Annotated in this window: 18 protein-coding genes; 12 read left to right on the top strand and 6 right to left on the bottom strand. The window is 67.7% G+C overall.

Features of this window, described 5'->3' with window-relative positions; genetic code table 11:
* Positions 1–28: 28 nt before the first annotated feature.
* The 3 genes from MFF22_RS00395 to rpoH form a co-directional block, all read right to left on the bottom strand.
* Positions 29–877: an IS3 family transposase gene (locus tag MFF22_RS00395; protein ID WP_238247075.1), complete on the bottom strand. Its 849-nt coding sequence runs from the start codon at positions 875–877 to the stop codon at positions 29–31.
* Entirely contained in the window at positions 826–1176 is a 351-nt protein-coding gene (locus tag MFF22_RS00390) for a transposase (RefSeq protein WP_238247073.1), read from the bottom strand. Before MFF22_RS00390 ends, MFF22_RS00395 begins: the two co-directional genes overlap by 52 nt.
* Before the next feature lie 369 nt (positions 1177–1545).
* Positions 1546–2442 carry an RNA polymerase sigma factor RpoH gene (rpoH, locus tag MFF22_RS00385; RefSeq protein ID WP_283206141.1) on the bottom strand — a complete coding sequence of 299 codons (897 nt, stop codon included), beginning with the start codon at positions 2440–2442 and terminating at the stop codon, positions 1546–1548.
* Positions 2443–3307: 865 nt separating this feature from the next.
* On the opposite strand from rpoH, the gene MFF22_RS00380 reads away from it, so the two are divergent.
* The 3 genes from MFF22_RS00380 (at position 3308) to MFF22_RS00370 (ending at position 5175) form a co-directional block, all read left to right on the top strand.
* Positions 3308–3667: a hypothetical protein gene (locus MFF22_RS00380; RefSeq protein WP_007564032.1), complete on the top strand. Its 360-nt coding sequence runs from the start codon at positions 3308–3310 to the stop codon at positions 3665–3667.
* A gap of 309 nt (positions 3668–3976) precedes the next feature.
* Positions 3977–4534 carry a sigma-70 family RNA polymerase sigma factor gene (locus MFF22_RS00375; protein WP_238247069.1) on the top strand — a complete coding sequence of 186 codons (558 nt, stop codon included), beginning with the start codon at positions 3977–3979 and terminating at the stop codon, positions 4532–4534.
* Positions 4531–5175: an NrsF family protein gene (locus tag MFF22_RS00370; protein ID WP_238247067.1), complete on the top strand. Its 645-nt coding sequence runs from the start codon at positions 4531–4533 to the stop codon at positions 5173–5175. Before MFF22_RS00375 ends, MFF22_RS00370 begins: the two co-directional genes overlap by 4 nt.
* A 281-nt stretch (positions 5176–5456) precedes the next feature.
* Here the strand turns inward: MFF22_RS00370 and MFF22_RS00365 are convergent, their stop codons facing one another.
* A complete protein-coding gene (locus MFF22_RS00365) occupies positions 5457–5828 on the bottom strand; it encodes a stability/partitioning determinant (RefSeq protein WP_238247065.1) in 372 nt (123 codons plus the stop codon).
* Positions 5825–6514, bottom strand: coding sequence for an AAA family ATPase (locus MFF22_RS00360; RefSeq protein ID WP_179699263.1), 690 nt, complete (start codon positions 6512–6514; stop codon positions 5825–5827). Before MFF22_RS00360 ends, MFF22_RS00365 begins: the two co-directional genes overlap by 4 nt.
* Positions 6515–7373: 859 nt before the next feature.
* Here MFF22_RS00360 and MFF22_RS00355 point away from each other — a divergent pair.
* From MFF22_RS00355 to MFF22_RS00325, 7 genes are all read left to right on the top strand, one after another.
* Positions 7374–8192 carry a helix-turn-helix domain-containing protein gene (locus MFF22_RS00355; protein WP_238247063.1) on the top strand — a complete coding sequence of 273 codons (819 nt, stop codon included), beginning with the start codon at positions 7374–7376 and terminating at the stop codon, positions 8190–8192.
* A 305-nt stretch (positions 8193–8497) separates the two neighbouring features.
* Positions 8498–9397, top strand: a complete 900-nt coding sequence (locus tag MFF22_RS00350) for a hypothetical protein (protein WP_142586201.1) — start codon at positions 8498–8500, stop codon at positions 9395–9397.
* Positions 9398–9486: 89 nt separating this feature from the next.
* Positions 9487–10836 (top strand): exodeoxyribonuclease VII large subunit, encoded by a 1350-nt coding sequence (locus MFF22_RS00345; protein ID WP_238247061.1) that lies wholly within the window; start codon positions 9487–9489, stop codon positions 10834–10836.
* 18 nt (positions 10837–10854) lie between these two features.
* Positions 10855–11094: a hypothetical protein gene (locus tag MFF22_RS00340; protein WP_238247060.1), complete on the top strand. Its 240-nt coding sequence runs from the start codon at positions 10855–10857 to the stop codon at positions 11092–11094.
* Positions 11095–11644: 550 nt separating this feature from the next.
* Positions 11645–12427: a SprT-like domain-containing protein gene (locus MFF22_RS00335; protein ID WP_238247058.1), complete on the top strand. Its 783-nt coding sequence runs from the start codon at positions 11645–11647 to the stop codon at positions 12425–12427.
* A gap of 60 nt (positions 12428–12487) precedes the next feature.
* A complete protein-coding gene (locus tag MFF22_RS00330; protein WP_238247056.1) occupies positions 12488–13318 on the top strand; it encodes a nucleotide-binding protein in 831 nt (276 codons plus the stop codon).
* Positions 13319–13372: 54 nt separating this feature from the next.
* A complete protein-coding gene (locus MFF22_RS00325; RefSeq protein ID WP_238247054.1) occupies positions 13373–14176 on the top strand; it encodes a hypothetical protein in 804 nt (267 codons plus the stop codon).
* A gap of 95 nt (positions 14177–14271) precedes the next feature.
* Here MFF22_RS00325 and MFF22_RS00320 read toward each other — a convergent pair whose 3' ends face one another.
* The gene (locus MFF22_RS00320; RefSeq protein WP_238247052.1) at positions 14272–14739 is read right to left on the bottom strand and encodes a hypothetical protein; all 468 of its coding nucleotides are present in this window, start codon (positions 14737–14739) and stop codon (positions 14272–14274) included.
* A gap of 282 nt (positions 14740–15021) precedes the next feature.
* On the opposite strand from MFF22_RS00320, the gene MFF22_RS00315 reads away from it, so the two are divergent.
* On the top strand, positions 15022–15321 hold the full coding sequence (locus tag MFF22_RS00315; protein ID WP_238247050.1) for a hypothetical protein: 300 nt from the start codon (positions 15022–15024) through the stop codon (positions 15319–15321).
* Between the two features lie 20 nt (positions 15322–15341).
* Positions 15342–17607, top strand: a 2266-nt coding sequence (gene mobF / locus MFF22_RS00310; protein WP_238247048.1) for a MobF family relaxase, incomplete at its 3' end; no start/stop codon positions are given.

Raw genomic sequence — 17607 nt, 5'->3', positions numbered from 1 at the left:
TGGAGTGGGCCCCTCGGGGTGGACGGGATCAGGCTGCTGGTTTGACCATCAGCCGGGTATGTTGATCCTCGAACTGCGCGGGGCTGAGATAGCCGAGCGCCGAGTGGAGCCGTCGCCTATTGTAGGTCTCTTCGATGAAGCGCGGCAAGCTTTCGAGCACGTCGGCGAACGTCTCGAAGGCCATGGGATAGACGCCTTCAACCTTGAGCGTCTTCATGAAGCTCTCGGCCTTGGCATTGTCATAAGGGTTGCCGCGTCGTCCCATAGAGCCAGCCAAGCCGTGCTTGGCGAGATGCTCACGGTACGTCTTGGCAGCGTATTGCGACCCACGGTCGGAATGGTGGACGCAGCCTTTCGGTGGTTTGCGGGCCTCGATTGCCATGCCGAGGGCGGCCAGGGTGAGACGCGCGTCGATTGCGCGACTAAGGGCGAAGCCGACGACCCGCCGTGACCAGGCATCGAGAATGACGGCGACGTAGACGAAGCCGCCGATGATCGTCACGTAGGTAATGTCCGCCACCCAGAGCTGGTCGGGGCCGGCGATGCTCGCCTCCTTTGCAAGATTTGGAAAGATCGGCTGATCATGATCGCTGTCGGTCGTCTTCGTAACGCGGCGTCGTATCTTAGGCTGAAGGTCGTGCTCGCGCATGAGGCGGCGGACCTTCTTGTGATTGACCTGCAGGCCATTCTGACGGAGTGCCGCCTGGACGCGACGCCAGCCATAATGCTCGAACGCGTCGCAGATCGTCGCCATCGCCTCGACGATGGCGGTGTCGTCCACTGCGCGCACCGACACGTCATAGACTGTGGACCGGGCCAGTCCCATCAGCCTGCATCCCGCAGCGAGGCTGAGACCGCTGGGCCGATGATCGCGCAGGTAGGCCCGCTTCTCGGACGGGGTCCGGGCCGTAGAGCCCCCTTTAGAAGCTCCAGTTCGAGTGCCTGCCGTCCGACCAGTCGCTCAAGCGCAGCGATCCGTGCCTCATAGACTTGGAGAAGATCGGCGGCGGCGACGTCCTCATCCAGGCCACCGGCCTGATATTTCTCGACCCAGATCCGGATCAGGTTGCGCGAGAGATCGTGGCGCTTCGAGAGCCCGTGCAGCGTCTCGCCGCCAAGATACTCCTGCGACACCTGCCGCTTGAACGCGACGCTGTGGCTTCGGTGCTGTGCCATGGGCTTTCATCCTTCGAAAACCCGGCTGCCCGGTCAATTCCCAATCCCGCTTCTGTCCACCCCGAGGGGCCCACTCCAATCCGGGGTCCCGTTCCAACGCTTTTTGACACCCGTGCGTGCGTGCCAGGCAGGCGCGGCCGATGCTGCGCCGGCCGAGACCAGTGTTGCGAGGGTGAGGGCAAGCGCGAATTTCATGCTCTTATCCGATATTCGAGAGAAGGCGCTCTCGGTTCAGCGCCATTGCCCATGAGTTCGGAGGGCAAAATCCTTTCGTTACATTGGAAGGGACGGATCCAAAGGGGCCGAACTGATGAGGGCGAGGCGGACATCGACCTGCCCCGCCGGCAATTCGCGCAGCAGTGCCGACGCTCACCCGCCGTTCCTGGCTGCGCCTACGGTTTCGCGGCGTGCGATCTCATCTCGCACAGCCGCGCTCACCTTCTCGAAGGCGCGCACCTCGATCTGCCGGATACGCTCGCGCGACACCCTGAATTCGCCCGAGAGATCTTCCAGCGTGATCGGATCCTCGGCCAAGCGCCGCGCCTCGAAGATGCGGCGCTCGCGCGGGTTGAGCACGCTCAACGCGTCCCGAAGGGCCGAGAGGCGGTTCTGTCCTTCCTGCTCGCGGGCCAGCACGGTCTCCTGGCTCTGGGAATTGTCGACCAGCCAGTCCTGCCACTCACCCTCGCCCTCCTCGCGCAGGGGCGCGTTGAGCGACGTGTCGCCGGACAGGCGCCGGTTCATGTCAATCACGTCCTGCTCGGGCACACCGAGGCGGGTGGCGAGCTGCTTGACCTGATCGGGACGCAGGTCGCCCTCGTCCAGAGCCGAGATCTTGCCCTTGGCCTTGCGGAGGTTGAAGAACAGCTTCTTCTGGTTCGCCGTGGTGCCCATCTTCACCAGCGACCACGAGCGCAGGATGTATTCCTGGATCGCCGCCCTGATCCACCACACCGCGTAGGTGGCGAGCCGGAACCCCTTGTCGGGATCGAAGCGCTTGACGGCCTGCATCAGGCCGACGTTGCCCTCGGACACGACTTCGCCGATCGGCAGGCCGTAGCCGCGATAGCCCATGGCGATCTTCGCCACGAGGCGAAGGTGCGACGTCACGAGCCGATGCGCGGCCTCACGGTCGCCGCCGTCCCGCCAGCTCTTCGCCAGCGTGAACTCCTCCGATGACTCCAGCATCGGGAATTTCTGGATCGCGCCGAGGTAATGGACCGGGAACGCGATACCAGGTGGGAAAGAAGCAAGGGTGTTCCGCATCAGGGTTGCCGTGAGACTGCCTCCGGGCTGCAGTACCTGAATTCCCGGAAGCTGTTTGCAAGGGAAAACGGGGCCCGTTACGAAGCCCTGGTGCGACTTCCACGGTGTCCTCCTTTCCATCTCGATGTCCGAACCTTCCCTCGTGAGTTCGGGACGATGGAATGAATAGTTACGAGGAAGGCCGGCTCCGCGGCACGGATGGGCAGCGCAGTGCGAGTGCGCTCACGAAAGCCTTGCGGGCCTGCGCATGCTGTGGGGTGCGACGGTTCAGCGTCTGCGGCGCTTCGGGCCAGGACACGTCTCGGCCGAGCAAGGCCGGCTCTCACCGCGTCGTTGGGCTTGGCCGATTGAAGACGTGAAGACGTGGAAGCCGTCGCGGTGCCAGGCAGCCCAAGCGGCCTTCGTCGTCAGCTCCCTTAGCCTGACGCCGGACCGGTCGAGGGTGCCCCGGTACCTCCAAGCCGGACAGATCAGGAAGTCCGGGATCGCGTGCGTCCTCGCCACCAAGCAGAAGAGATCCCGGGTAAACCGGGCCTCGAACACGAGGCAGGCCTTGAGGTAATCCGTGCCTGAGGCCGTGTCGCTGGAGCTCATGCCGCTGACCGTGGGCGCGTACGGGTGGTGCCGGCTCGGCGAGCGCCACGGGGCCCGCGCGGCTACGTGGCGAAAAGTTCGCCTCTGTCCCCGGCGGCGAGGATGAAGGCCCAACCCGAACGGTCGGCTCTCAATCTGAGTTCGGGGCCGGCCGTCTTTCGGTTGCAGGCGCGACCGCCGAGCGAGAAGACCTTAGGACCGCACCCCAGACCAGCGCCGGAGGCGGCATGAGGCCTTTCCCGCATTGTGCGGGGCTGTTAGTGCGTCGCCGATGTTCCGGGTCCGGCGCCGTTCCGTCCGCTTCTGTCTGCTGGTCCTCGCCCTGATGGCGGGGTTCGCGCTGCATGGCGTCCAAGCCGCCCACATGCAAACCGTAATCGCCTCCGCACCGATGGATATGTCGGCTCCCGCCGCGATGCCCGACGGCTGCGAGGACTGTGACGGCTGTGCCAAGGGTCCGGGCGCGCGCTCCTGCCCCCTCATCTGCTGCGGCTTCGTCGCGGTCGTCCCGTCCGCCGCCGCACCGCAGGTCGTCGCGGTCGCGCTTGCCTACGCCGTGGACGGCATCCGAGGCGTAGGCCTGTCAGGCCACCCCGATCCCTTTCCGCCCAAGTTCCTCGTCCGAGCCTAGGCGCGGTCCCCGGCCGTGACCGCCGTCGCGTCTCCCGAGGAAGACGGGCGACCGAGCGCGTGCGCCCTGTCGTGCGCGCGCGAACCCGTGACATTCCAGGACGAGAACCATGACGGATTTCTTCGACCTCACGCCCGGTTGGCCGATCCGAAAACCTGATCACGCCGAACACACAGTTGGCGGTGCGCGCCTGTCTTCGGCCAGCGGACCATCCGGTCTGCCCTGTCTCGCGATCCGGGAGAGCTGGTCAGACCGACGACCGATTGTAACCTCCGCCGGCTTCGCGCCGAAGTTGGGTAGGAGTGCCCGATGATTGCGAGCGAGGGAGACTTGAGGGGCCTGATGAGGGCCGCCTTGGACGGGGACAAAGCCGCCTATCGGACGCTTCTGGACCGGCTGAGCCAGCACCTGCGAGCCTATTACCGGGGCAAGCTGGCGCGCATCGGGCGGAGCCAGACGGAGGCGGAGGATCTCGTGCAGGACGCGCTCCTGGCGATCCACACCCGTCAGCATACCTACGATACGGACGAGCCGTTCACGCCCTGGGTGCAGGCCATCGCTCGGTACAAGCTGATCGACCACCTGCGGCGCAACCGCCTCTCCATGGCGGACGTGCCCATCGAGGATGCCGGTGATTTCGAGGCGCGGGACGATCATACCGGCTCTGAGAGCGCGCATGACCTCGATCGCCTGCTGGCCGGCTTGCCCGAGAAGATGCGGCGGGCAATCCGGTTCGTGAAGCTCGATGGGTTGAGCGTCGCGGAGGCGGCACAGCGATGCGGCATGTCGGAGTCCGCCATCAAGGTCAGCGTGCACCGCGGCATCAAGGCCATGGCAACCGCCATCAGTCAGGGCAAGGGACGATGAGAACGGATCAGTTGATCGAGATCCTGAGCACGAACAGTGGACCGGCTGACCGTCGCCAGCTCACCCGTGGCATCGGTCTGGCCGTGGCGCTCGGCGCGGGCGCGGCGCTCTGCATCGCGCTCCTGGCGCTCGGCGTCCGCCCAGACCTTGCCGCGCCCGGCGCGCTGGGCTTCCTTCTGCTGAAGCTCGCCTTCACGGCGGGCATCGTCGTCCTCGCAGCCCGCCTGCTCACCCGGGTTTCGCGCCCGGGCGGCGCATCCGGGGGCCGCGTGCTGACGGCGCTGCTACCCTTTGCGGGCCTCTTGGCACTCGCGGCCTTGAGCTTGGCCTCCGCGCCGAGTGCGCACTGGGACCGGATGGTGGTCGGCCATATGTGGCTAGAGTGCCTCGTCTCGATCCCGATCATCGCGGTGGTGCCGTTCGCCATTCTGGTCTGGGCTGTGCGCCGCTTCGCTGCACCAACCGACCTGGTGCGTACTGGCGCGCTCGTAGGCCTTGTCGCCGGTGGTATCAGCGCGATGGGCTACGCCCTGCACTGCGTGGACGACTCGGTCCCGTTCGTAGCGCTCTGGTACGGGGGCACCATCGCGTCCTGCACGCTCGTTGGTGCCATGCTAGGGCCGCGCCTGCTGCGCTGGTGACGCGCACGAGAACCAGCCGCCCGCTCAACTGCTGCGGGTCGGTCTCTCGGTTCGAGGCGACGATCGAGACGGGGCTGGCAAATATTCCAGGGAAGCATAGCGCGGGCTGCGTTCACCGCACCGGTGTTCCGTAAGCCGCCCTTATGCGAACGGCGGCGCCTGAGCTTGGCTTGGCCTCTCACACCTTGGCTGTGCCTCGTGTGGGAAGTACCTTGGGGCTTCCTGGAAGCTGTCTGGCTTCTATCGGCTTCCTGTTTGGTGCCTAACGGATTTCTGAAAGGTCATTCCCTTTTGTGGGCGGTCTCGTAAGCGTCAAGCGCCCTCTCAAGCAATTCGCCGAGAACCAAGCGCTGCTCGTCGGCGAGGCGGGTGAAGCGCTGGGCAGTCTCTTCCGTCACCTTGAGGCTAAGCTGTTTATTGCGGCCGGTGCGGTAGCGGCGCTGTTCGACCTTGGCCGAGGCTGGCTTCGCCTTCTCGCGCGGGGCGGACTCGCGGCTGGGGAAGCCCTCCGCTTCAGAGACAGCACGAATTGTCTCTGCCGGTGGCTTCGGCTGCTGAGCGGCGCGTGGCGTGGGCTTGAAGTCGTCCAGTCCGCCGAAGTCGAGCTTGCCGAGTGGATCGGTGCGTTCAGGCTTGGGCTGACCGGGCATCATGCAACCTCCTTGGCCTGCTCGCGCTTGTCGCGCAGGCGCTGCACAATCTCTGCGGCGTACTCGGCCGCGTTGTTGATCGCCACGGCTGTGTTGGCGACACCCTTCCCTGCCAGGCCCTGCAGCGTGCCACCATAGGAGAACATGGCCCGGTAGGCCTCGCGGTCGCACAGGCGGGTTTTCAGGACCGGGATCGCGCGCTCATCGAAGCTCTGTAAGATGTGCTTGAGGGTGTGGGGCATGATCGCGGGATTTGTGCGTGTGATCAGCACTGTATAGGGAATGGCTCTCCCCCCGCGCTTCTCTGTACGCTTTATGAGCCCGATCTGACGGGCGGCTTGCGAGGCGTCGAACTGCGAGCCCTGTACGGGGATCACCACCAAGTCGGACATCGAGATTGCGTGGCTGACCATGAGGCTCGCCAAGCCCTCCAGATCCACGATCACAAAGGCGGTGATGCTGGCCGCCTCCTCAATCTTGTCCATGATTGTCTCTTCCGTCGCACCGCCTACGACCTGAAGGGTGGCGGGCAGGCCTGGCAGCTGCGCCCACTCCTGGACGAACTGATTGGGATCGGCGTCGATGATGGTGACGGTCGCCCCCTGCTCCGCCAGCATGCTTGCAAGGATGCAGGCAGCCGTTGTTTTTCCGGCGCCGCCTTTGGGCGATGAGAACGTGATGACAGGCATAGACACCTCGTTGGAAGCTGTCTGGCTCCAAGAAGCTACCGGGCAGCCGTTAGGTGCCAGGAAGCTGTCGGAAAGCTAACCGGTTCCGGGAAGCTGCCAGCTTAGCGGTAAGCATCGCGTTAACCTAACCGCTTCTGTTTGGCACCAGAAAGCTGTCGGACAGCTGTTGGCTTTCAGAAAGCTGTCCGAAATTCCAAGTGTGTGCTTGACTGAACGCTACCAGATGAGCTGCCCAGAGTTCGGGTGAAGGAACCAGACAGCTGTCAGGAAGCTGACTGGTTCCTGGAAAACCCTGAAAATCTCGACCGTTCCGTCTTCCGTAATGGACGAGGCTTATCCGTCGGCTCAGTCGGTTCGAGCTTTTGGCCGAGACGCTGTGCGCCAACCTAAATGCCGTGGCGGCGGTCGTCCCCGCTAGCCGCGTACTCGCGCCCCGCCGGACCAGCATGCGCGGTACGTTCATCGAACGACGAGAGGCGGCTGCCGAAATATGGGGTGGCTCAAGACGGCAAGAAGAACGTCATCAGCCACCCGCAACGTTGACTTAGCCGTGTCGCCCGGCCGACATGGGCAGCCCCAGCCATGCTCGCCTCGGCGAGTCGTGAGCCGGCCATTCAGGAGAGCAACCGCCGCAGTAGGACCCTGAAAAGCCAACGGGCCCCCCGTCGCCAAACGAGGAGCCCGTCGAAAATCGAGATGGCCTGTGAGGCCGCTGACACTTCCTCACAAGCCATGAAGACGCCCCTGGCGTCAAGCGGGAACGCCAATTCCCGCAACGATACCGGCTTGTCTTGAACGGAGCGCACTCGTTGCGCCGCCGAACGTCCCCCTGTGGCCCTGTGGATAAGGGCCGAGACACGTGTTTGCAGACGAGATCCGCCGGGCGATTGAGGCAGCGACCCGACTCACCTTGCCCCAGATAACGTCGCTGCTCTGGCGCGCCTACGGTGAAGGGAAAGTCACTGAGGCCGAGGCTGAGGCACTGTCCGGCCTGATTGAGGCGCGCACCGACACACCGGCTGGCCAACGGTTCTCTCTGGCCACGCCGACAGCCTCCAACCCAGGCGATAGCGCGCCCGCTCAGGATCCCGCAGTGTCTGCCAAGAGGACCGTCGGCTCGCGCCCGCGCACGGATGCCTCGATGGAGCGCCGGCGCCGCTGGGCCGCCTCGGGGCGGCTTCCGCCTGGGCTTGCGGCTAGGTTCACGCTGGCCGAACAGGCAGTCCTCGCCCTTGTGGCGGTCGAGGTCGCGCGGCGAAAGGATTGCCGATTGTCGATCGAGAATATGGCCGCCGTTGCAGGCGTATGCCGCTCGACCGTGAAGAACGCGATCCGCGAGGCGCGCCGGCTCGGGCTGCTGACCGTCGAGGAGCGCCAGATCACCGGCTTCCGCAACGACACCAATGTGATCCGCATCATCTCGGCCGAGTGGCTCGCCTGGATCCGACTGGCGCGCCGCGGAGACCCTCTCTCGAACCGAAGAGGGCAGGCGGCCCTCGCTTTCTCTCAAGAGGGAGGGGTCAAAAGTGTAACCAGCACGCCTACTACAGTTCTAACCCTGTCAGAATCGGGGAAAACGGAACCGTCAAAATGCTGCCGGAAGGCAGCGGGCGACCTCGACCAATCCGATCAACCGCGAATCCGCGCGGGTGGTAGCACGGGCCGAGCCATGCGCTGAAGGTCTGACGCTGGACGGTCTGACGAACGCACTGGCTCGGTGAGCGCTCGAGGGGCGGAGTCTGTCCGGACATCCAGTGATGGCCTGATCGCCTCATCAGGGTGAGCCCAGAGGGCGGGAGGAATTTAGATTCTGGAGGTTGGGCCGCTCGCCTGCGCGCCGGCCATACTAGGAACGAGAGTGAAGGTGCGTCGGGTCATCCGACGAAAATCCCGGGAAGGACGAACAGGACAGTCACCCAGGCGCCGACGCGCCGCGATGACCGCTTGGGCTCGCTCCGCTCCCCTCGCATCCAAGGAAAACACATGACCATCACCGTGCCCACTGGCGCGCAGGATCCCGCATGCCCACCAGCCTCGCAGGAGGGGCTAGAGGCGCTGCTGGAGGTGCTGCCGCACCGGTACAAGCCCGGGGTCCGGGCCCTACTCACCGGCCCCGACTCCAGCCGTCCGACCTGGGGACATGTCTACCTCCACCAGGACTGGCTGGCTTCTGCAGCCGCCCTGTTGGGCCTCGGTCCGTCTTGGATCCGTCCGGGCGAGCCGATCCCGATCCGCTTCGAAGTCGAGTACGATGCCCGGCTTGGCCCGCGCCTCGTAGTCTCTGCCAGCGACTGGCCGACCCCGGCGCAGGCTGCAGCCGACGCGGAGCTGCGCCAGCATTTGGAAGAGCAGGGCCGGTGGCGGCGTGCCCGCGCCCCAGACAAGCTCCGCCAGCTGTTCGCGATCGTACCCGAGGGCGGCGGTCCGCGTTGGGAGGCGCTCGCGCTACAGCTCCAGGACCTGGACGAACGCCGGATCGTTCATCTCGCCGTGCGGGAGGTTGATCTCGACGATGCCGACGCGGTGCACGAGGCCCTGCGCGACGGCGCGGAGTTCGTACACTGGACGGGCGCAGACATGGTGCTGATCGTCACGGGCGACCGTCCGATCGGTGCAAGGACGTTCAGCGACCCACGCGTGGTGGAGGCCGTCCTCGACCTCGGCGCGCCGTTGCTGACGCTCGCCGGGCCAGTTCCGACGCCGGTCGACGACCTCACCTGGCACTCCTCGCCGATCCCCGGCGCGGTGCAGGCCGCGATCGAGCGGATCCTGCGCGGCGAGCTGGAGCGGGCGGACCGGCCGCGTCTCGACAGGATCGATGAGCTGCTCATCCGCTCCCGCATCCCGCCAGGCGACGGCTGGCCCTCCGACGCGCCGTTCTGATCACCCCGGCCCGGACGTGCTGCGTCCGGGCCGACCCTACGACGGGCAACCCCATCCTCTCGCTATCCACGAACATCCGAGCCTCAACCGTGCGTATCCACGAATTCCGCCGCGCCCCGCCGGCCACACCGGAGAGCGGTCCATCACCCGGGCGACCCCGGTCCGGCCTCCCGCCACCGCCGGATCCGACTGGGCCGACGTTCGACATCCATGAACTCTGGGCCCGCACCGGCAGCGCGGTGCGCACCGGCCTGCCGCGAGCGTTCCGCGTCTGCGCCACCGTCGCCCACGTCCGGCCCCGGCGGCAGGGCAACTACGACTTGGACCTTGTGCCCACTCACGGCTTCCTCGGCGGTAACGCCCCGGTCGTGAGCGCCCGGATCGGCGCGGAGGCCTGCGCCAGGATCGCCGCCGCGCTCGAGCGCCCGTTCGATCCGATGGAGCTCGAACATCGGGACGTCACGCTGACCTGCACGGCCTCGTGGCTGTCGGACGCCCGCCTCAGGCTCAACGTGATCGCAGTCGAGCCGGCGTGGCGGGTTTCCGAGGCCGAGCTGGAACGCGCCCGCATCCTCGATGGCCTGAGGCGGGCGGGCCTGCTCGAGGCACAACGTCAGCTACCGAGCCCTGACCATCTCGCGCGGGTGAGCGTGCTGCACCCGCCGGGCCAGGGCTGGAGTGACATCGCCGAGACGCTGCACGCGCTGGCGGACGCCAGCCACCTGCGAGTCGATGATCTCGCATGTCGTTTCGACGGCCCCGGTGCGGTCCCGGAGCTGATCCGGCGCCTGGACGAGGCCGCGAAGCTGCACGCGGGCTGCGAGGATCGGGGGCTGGTGCTGCTCGTGCGCGGCGGCGGCAGCCCAGCCAGGGCGCTCGACAGCCGCGAGGTCGCTGCGGCTATCGGCACGCTTACAGTGCCCGTGGTGGTCGCGGTCGGGCACCGCACCGACGCGGCGACGATCGCCGACATGGTCGCCTGGGCGTCCCTGCCGACGCCCTCGGAGGCGCGCCACCTCGTCCTCACGCTGTTGGACGACTCGGCCGCACGCGCGGAGCGGGCCTGGGCCGACCTGGTTGCGGCGCTCGGCGATCTCGAGCGGAGTTCGCACCGGGCGGGCATCGCCGGCTGCGAGACGGTCGCGGACGCGGCGGAGGCCTGCCTCGAGGCCGCCGAGCGGCGGGCGGCGACGGCCGCACGCGCGCTCGAAGGCGGCCTGGAGCGGACCCTGGCTGTGCTGACCGCCCGGGAGCGAACCGCGTGTGCCGCACCGGATCGGCCAGCCGCTTGGCCGGAGGGCTTTGTCCGGCTCACCGACGCTGCCGGTCACCCGATCAACGGCCTGGAGGCCGCGGTCGGTCCTGTCAACGTGACCTTCGCAGACGGGCGAACCCTCGCGGTCGCGCCTGTCGCACCCCTCGATCCGACCATCCACTGAACAACACGGAGACACAGTATGATCCCAGAGACCCAGACACAGCAGACTGAACCTGCCTCCTTCGTCGACCTGTTGGAGCGCCTGGAAGACCTCGCGTGCGGGCTGCGTACCGGCGAGCTCGAGGACCGGCTGTCGCGCCTGCCGGACACCGTTGCCGAGGCGCATCGCCTGAAGCGGAAGCTCGTCGATCACGCCGTCGAACTGCGGGAGGCGATCGCCTGCCTGCGCGGCAACGCACGGCCTGCCAGCTCCGGCTGAGCAGACCCACAGAGCCTGCCCATGCACGGGCGATAGGAGCCGTCATCAGCGAACCAGGCACAGTCATGAACCGTGCCTGGTTCCTTCCATGGGCACGCAGCCAAACCCCGAGACGACATCGCCCGCAACCGTCATACCTGTGGACAGCCCTCGTCGATCGTGCCGAGACCGGCGCTGGTCGCTTGAACCCGCTGGGCGGTTCGTGGCAGCAGATGCGGGCCCAGGCAACGAACGTGCTGGGGCTCTGGACTGTCGCTGCTCTGAGATCGGCAGTCCGAAAAGTTAGCGCTGCTCTGCGGCGTTCATCCTCCGGACCGGCCTGTGCTGGTGCGGCGGTGAGGCAGTCCGGGGATGATCCCAGCCCCGGACGTCCGATCCGACCCACCCCTCGCCCCCGGCATCCGATAGTCCCGTTCGTGGACGCAGTGCGGATGAGCCAGCGGTCGGGTCGCACCGGTCGCTGAAGGATGCCTTCTTCAGGCGCTGAAGAGACCGGAGCCCTTCGTGGCTTGCGTGAACCGGTCCCATCTTTCCACGATGGGACACCGTCATGCAACCTATAGATGAAACTGTTTATCTCAGTTCTATATTTGATAAGAGGCGGTCGACGTTCGACGACGTCGTCGTTCCGATAGGCGATGAGGCTCAGCCCGAGCCAGGATCTTCTGTTTCGTACGATACAACAGACCCGACCAGCCGAACCTACTTCGGGCTGTCGGGCGCATATGTGTTCTTCAACGAGCGCCTGTTCTCAGCCAGGCTGCCGCCCTGTCTCATCACCCTGCAGCGTAAGAACAGAGCCTACGGCTACTTCGCCGGCGACCGTTTCGGGGCCCGGGACGGTACCGAGATCATCGACGAGATCGCACTGAACCCCAGCTTCTTCGCCGAGTGCAGCGTCGAGGACACCCTCTCGACCTTGGTCCACGAGATGGCCCACCTGCAACAGAAGCATTTCGGCGCGCCGCCGCGCCGCGGTTATCACAACCGGGAATGGGCAGGGATGATGCGAGCCGTGGGGCTGATCCCGTCCACGAGCGGCGAGCCCGGCGGCAAGGAGACCGGCCAGCGCGTCAGCCACTACATCGAGCCCGGCGGACGCTTCGCGCAAGTCTGTGCCGAGCTGGTCGATCTGCGCGGGGATACGGTGCCGTACGTCGAGTTGGGAAGCGAGCTCGAGCGCGAGACGCGCGAGCGGAAGGCCGCCAGCAAGACGAAGTACACGTGCCCGGCTTGCGGAGCCAATGCCTGGGCGAAGCCCGAGATCGCGCTCGACTGCGGGGCTTGCAAACGGCCGATGGACGTCGCGCCGGCCAATGGGACGAGCGGCTGAGCCGAGAGATCGCGGCTCAGCCGCTTGGAAATGCACGCGTATAGTTCGGGAAGGATGGTTATGGCGAAGGCATCGAAGGTGGACGGGAACGGGGGCACGGTCCTGAAGAGGGCGGTCTTCGTCACCTCCGAGAAGGGCGGCGTCGGCAAGAGCGTCACGGGCCGCGCCTTGATCGATCAGCTGCGCACCGAGGGCGTCCGGGTGGCCGCCTACGATGCCGATGGCAGCGTCGGTGGCCTGGTGCGGGTGCTCGGCACGCGTGACACGGACGGCAAGGTGATCGATAAACAGGACCCGGTCACTGGGGTCGACTACTACAACGTGCGCGCCGAGGCGGAGCGCCCCACCCTGGTCAACTGTCTCCGGTCAGGGGAGCGGCTCATCGTCCACGACCTCGCCGGCGGCAGCCTCGTGGATCTGATGGAGATTTCCGATCAGGGCGACGGGCTCAAGCAGTTGCTGAGGCGCTTCGACCTGAACGGCTATCGGATCACCGTCCTGCACCTGATCTCCGCCGAGGTCGGGGCGACGCAATCCGTGGCGCGCTGGATCGACTTGGTCGGCGACCGCGTCGATCACGTCGCGGTGCGCAACACCCGCTGGGGCAAGTCGACGGGCGACTTTCCCTTCTGGCACGGCTTCACCGACGCGCGCGGCGTCGAGAAGGGCGGCAAGGTTCGCCGCCGCCTGCTGGAGGAACTCGGCGGCCACGAGATCAGCCTGCCGGCGATGCCCTCCGGGACCTTCGCCAAGATCGATGCCGAGAACCTCGCCTTCTCGGCCGCTGAGGACGATCAGACCCTCACGATCGCCGAGCAGTCGCACGTGTGCAAGTTCCGCGAGGACTTCGCCGCCGCCCTCGAGCCGATACGGCCCCTGCTCGGCCTCTGACCGCACGCGATCGATCCTTCCCCGCCCTGCTGTTCCTCCTGTTCCCGGACCGCCATGGATCCCGAAGGCAAGCTCCGTTTCGATAAGGCCGCCGCCGCCCTCGGGCTCGATCCGGCTACCCGCGACCTGACGTGGCGGCGGATGATGGACATCGGCATCGGACCCGACGAGCCGACCGTCATCTACCTGGCGGTCGCCGGCTTGCTGGAGAAGGCGGCTCAGACCATCCCGGAGGCGATCGACGCGGTTCCCGAGCGGGTGGAGCAGGCGGCGAAGCGGGCGGTCGGTCCGGTGGCTGAGGCGGCCAGCGCCAAGGTCGAGGCGGCGCACGCCAGGCTCGCGGAGACCACCGGTGAGGCGGTCGCGGCGAGCGCGAGCGAGCATTTCAGGAGGATGGAGCGCACCCGCACGCGCGAGGTCGCGCTTTGGGCGGCCGGGATCATCCTGGCCAGCGTCATCGTGTGCGGCGGTGTCGGCTACAGGATCGGACGGGCTGAGATCACCAGCGTCGCCGCGCAGTGGTCGGTTCTATCCACGCGCGCGGACGGGCCCGAGTGGCTCAAGCTGGTCGCCGCCAATCCAGACCTGCGCGAGCGGATGGACAGGTTCTGTGGGCGGCTACAGCGCGAGTGGGACTCGGGACAGAAGCGCCAGTACTGCAGGCTCCCGCTCTGGATCGAGGGCACCGTGCCACCGGTCGGAGGCTTCTGGGACGCGTCGTATTTCGCCTTACGGGATTGGCTCGCGGACTGGGGACCGGTCTGGCTGATTATCGTAGCCGGTCTGGCGGCACTCGTGGCGCGACGCCTGCTCAGCCGTCTCGTCACGGCGAGGCCTGTGGCTTGGCTGCTGAAGTGAGCTGAACTGGCGGCGACGCCCCTCCTCGTAGCCGCCAGTACGATCTCGGGTCGTCCGGTCCGTGGGTGCACGCACGGCGCTGCCGAGCCGTGACGTCACAGATTGTCGTCGCTGAGCCTGTGGCTCGTGGCCTCCTTGCCCATAAGGGCACCATCGCGTGGGGCGACGCGCGGCTCGGCAGTCGTCTGTCCCGCTGCCGGCCCAGGCCGGCGCCCGTGTTCCACCGTGTCGGACGAGCCCACGGATCGCGTTGGCGGCGCGTTGCCCTTCGGCTTCGCTTTGGCTTTGCCGCGCGTTCGCTTCACGGACTCGCCCTTCGCTTCCTTGACGGCATTGCGGACATACTGCCGGAAGGTGCCGAGGCTGAGCTTGATCCCCATCCGCTCGAGAAGTTCGCGGACCTCGGCGTCGGTCTTGCCCTTGGCCTTGAGTTTCTTGATCTCCGGGAGCACGGCCTTGACCGCCTCATACGCTGACGGCTTGCGGCTCGGGGCGAGCTCGATCTGCTCGCGCAGGAAGCCACGCAGTTCGCTGTAGGGATCGGGTTCGACAGCCTCGCCCATCGCCATCACTCCTCACGCTTCTCCGGGCCTTGCCGTCTTGCCTCGCCGAGCGCCGCGGTTGCGCCTGAGCAGATTTGCGGGCTGCACGTACCCGTCACCCCGAACGACCAGCATGATACCACGGCCGAGCTTACAGCCACGATAGCCGTGGGCAGCCTGTGGATAACCTCAGGCCTACCACCCAAAATCCAGACACATCACGCACCGATGGTGCTGGGCAACGGTCGAGCTTGCCGCTAAGCTATTGCCGAGCTTCAAAACTGTGCTGTCAGGAGCCCGCGTATGGCCCGCCGTCCCGTCCGTGTCGCCCTGGACGAGGCGCTCTGGGACGCCGTAGAGGCGGCGGCCCGGGCGCGCGGGATCGCGCCGTACCTGTTCGTCGAGGAGGCGCTGACCGCCGCGCTCGGCCCGTCCGAGACGGTGGCCCGCTTGGCTGAGCTCGCCGATGCCGCGGCGGCCAGCGCCCGCGAGGCCCAGGTGAGTGCGGCCGAGATGCGCGACCAGATCCAGGTGATCAGCGACTTCATCGTCGACCTGTACCGGGCGGAGGCTCAGGCGAGCGACGATGCAGGTCCAGGCTAGGCTCAAGCGAGATCCTAGCGATGATGACCTGCACGCGGATCACCAGCGTCGAGTACTACGAGTCGATGGCGCGCCAGATCCGGCGCGAGGCCGGATTGAGCGCGCCAGACAGCCCGCTCGACGACACGGCTGCGGCGTACGCGCGCAAAACGGCGGCAGCGGTTGCGGCGGAGGGGAGCGCCGCCTTCGAGGCCGCCTATTCCAAGGCATTCGACCGGGCGCTGGCGACGCTGCGCCGCGGCCACACGGAAGGCCGCGACCAGGTCGCGTACTACACGGATAATGGCGCGGGCGAGGCCAACGGCGTGTGGTGGACGCGCGGCTCCGGTCAAGACCAGTCCGGCGATCCGTTCCGCCTCTGTCCGGACGGGGCCGAGGTGGACGGGCGGGTGCTGCGCGACCTCGCGGCCGGGCGCGACCCAGGGAGCCTCGAGCCGCTGGTACGGGCCTCGGCCAACGGCCGGCGCAGCGTCGGCTACGATCTGCAGTTCGCCGCGCCGAAGAGCGTGAGTGTGCTGGCAGCGTTTGCCGGACCGACGGAGCGCGCGCGGATCCTGGCGGCGCATGACCGGGCGGTGCGCCGGGCACTGGACTACGCGCACGCGGCCGGCCTGATCGTGACCCGGACCGGGGCGCAGGGCCGGGAGCGGGCGCCGGCGGCGGGGGTGAGCGCGGCGGTGTACCGACACTTCACCTCGCGGGCGCAGGACCCGCAGCTGCACAGCCACGCCGTGCTGCTCAACCTGTGCGTCCGGGCCGACGGCTCGACCGGGGGCCTGGACAACCGCGCGATCCTGCGCAGCGCCGGCGGGATCGCGGCCCTGTACCGGAGCGAGCTGGCCAGCGGCCTGCGATTGGGGCTCGGCTACGAGGCGGTCCGAGCCGGGCGCAACTTCGAGATCGCCGGGGTGGCCGAGCCGGTGCTGGAGCTGTTCTCCAAGCGGCGGGCGGCGATCGAGCGGGCGGCGCGGGAGCGGGGGTTCGACACGGCCGAGGACCGGGTCGCGGCCCAGGCCGCCGCCCACGGCACCCGGGTGCGCAAGGACCGGGAGACGCCGCTCGCCGTCCTGGAGGCAGAGTGGGAGCGCCAGCTGGTCCAGGCCGGCTGGAGGCGTGCGGCGCTGTTCGAGGGCGTGCGGGTCGCGGCGGACGGGATCCGCGCGGAGCGGACGGGCTCGGCGGCCAGGCGGCTGCAGAACTTAGCCGAGGCCGGCCTCGCCGAGGCGCTGGCGACGCAGGCGGTGGTGGAGAAGCGCGCGCTCGTGCGCCGGGTCGCGGAGGCGCTGCAATGCGAGGCCGACGCCGATGCGGTCCTGGAGGAGGTCGAGCGGCTGCGCCGGGACGGCACAGTGTTGGCGGTCGGGCGCTCGGACGCGGGCGAGCCGGTGTACGCGACCCCTGAGATGATCGCGGCGGAGCGGGGGATGCTCCGCCGCGCCTACCTCCGACAGGACGAGCGCGAGTTCGTCCCGGACGAGGTCGTGGCGCGGGTGCTGGCGGAGCGGCCGAGCCTGCGCGCGGAGCAGCGGGCGGCCGTGCGGCACGCGCTCAACCGCGACGGGGTCAGCGTGGTCGAGGGTAGCGCCGGCTCGGGCAAGTCGTTTGCCATGGCCAGCGTCGCCGATGCCGTGCGGGTCTGCGGTGGCGAGGTCTGGGTGATCGCGCCATCGTGGAAGGCGGTCGACGTGGTCCGGACCGACACGGCCACTCCCGAGGCGATGGCGCGGGCGGTGACCGGGTTCCTCAACCGGGTTCGCAAGGGTGAGATCGCGCTGGGGCCACGGACGACCGTGATCGCCGACGAGGCCGGGATGATCGGCACGCGGGATCTCGCCGCGCTGGTCGAGGCGACGGGCGCGGCCGGAGCGAAGCTGGTCTTGAGCGGTGACACGCGCCAGCTCGCCCCGGTGGCGGCGGGCGCGCCGATGCGGCTGCTGGTGCGGGCGCTGGGTGCGAGCCGGATGGACGAGATCCAGCGGCAGCGTGGGCGCAGCGAGGCGGAGGGAGCCTGGATGCGGGCGGCGAGCGTCGACTTCGCCGCGGGCCGGACCGCGAGCGCGCTGGAAGCCTATGACCGCGGCGGCGCGATCACCTGGGGGGCGGACCGCGAGGCCACGATCCAGGCGCTGGTCGACGCCTACACGGGCAGCCGCCTCGATCCCGACGGGGCGCAGCGGTCACGGGCGGTGCTGACCGGCTGGAACAAGGACGTGCGCGAGCTCAACACCCGGATCCGCGCCCGGCTCAAGCGCGACGGGCTGCTACCTGTAGCGGCGCGCAATCGAA

Origin of the sequence: Methylobacterium persicinum (assembly GCF_022179525.1) — a bacterium.
In the GTDB taxonomy this organism is placed as follows: Bacteria; Pseudomonadota; Alphaproteobacteria; order Rhizobiales; family Beijerinckiaceae; genus Methylobacterium; species Methylobacterium persicinum.
The sequence above is the reverse complement of the archived record's forward strand: the minus strand, read 5'-3'. Positions and strand labels throughout refer to the sequence as shown.

Bases quoted from the DNA above. Each gene is read 5' to 3' on its own strand.
- MFF22_RS00365 (WP_238247065.1), bottom strand. From the start codon at position 5,828: ATGATGCCCGGTCAGCCCAAGCCTGAACGCACCGATCCACTCGGCAAG.
- MFF22_RS00325 (WP_238247054.1), top strand. From the start codon at position 13,373: ATGGATCCCGAAGGCAAGCTCCGTTTCGATAAGGCCGCCGCCGCCCTC.
- MFF22_RS00360 (WP_179699263.1), bottom strand. From the start codon at position 6,514: ATGCCTGTCATCACGTTCTCATCGCCCAAAGGCGGCGCCGGAAAAACA.
- MFF22_RS00380 (WP_007564032.1), top strand. From the start codon at position 3,308: ATGTTCCGGGTCCGGCGCCGTTCCGTCCGCTTCTGTCTGCTGGTCCTC.
- rpoH (WP_283206141.1), bottom strand. From the start codon at position 2,442: ATGCGGAACACCCTTGCTTCTTTCCCACCTGGTATCGCGTTCCCGGTC.
- MFF22_RS00375 (WP_238247069.1), top strand. From the start codon at position 3,977: ATGATTGCGAGCGAGGGAGACTTGAGGGGCCTGATGAGGGCCGCCTTG.
- MFF22_RS00335 (WP_238247058.1), top strand. From the start codon at position 11,645: ATGCAACCTATAGATGAAACTGTTTATCTCAGTTCTATATTTGATAAG.
- MFF22_RS00320 (WP_238247052.1), bottom strand. From the start codon at position 14,739: ATGGGCGAGGCTGTCGAACCCGATCCCTACAGCGAACTGCGTGGCTTC.
- MFF22_RS00350 (WP_142586201.1), top strand. From the start codon at position 8,498: ATGACCATCACCGTGCCCACTGGCGCGCAGGATCCCGCATGCCCACCA.
- MFF22_RS00390 (WP_238247073.1), bottom strand. From the start codon at position 1,176: ATGGCACAGCACCGAAGCCACAGCGTCGCGTTCAAGCGGCAGGTGTCG.
- MFF22_RS00340 (WP_238247060.1), top strand. From the start codon at position 10,855: ATGATCCCAGAGACCCAGACACAGCAGACTGAACCTGCCTCCTTCGTC.
- MFF22_RS00370 (WP_238247067.1), top strand. From the start codon at position 4,531: ATGAGAACGGATCAGTTGATCGAGATCCTGAGCACGAACAGTGGACCG.
- MFF22_RS00315 (WP_238247050.1), top strand. From the start codon at position 15,022: ATGGCCCGCCGTCCCGTCCGTGTCGCCCTGGACGAGGCGCTCTGGGAC.
- MFF22_RS00330 (WP_238247056.1), top strand. From the start codon at position 12,488: ATGGCGAAGGCATCGAAGGTGGACGGGAACGGGGGCACGGTCCTGAAG.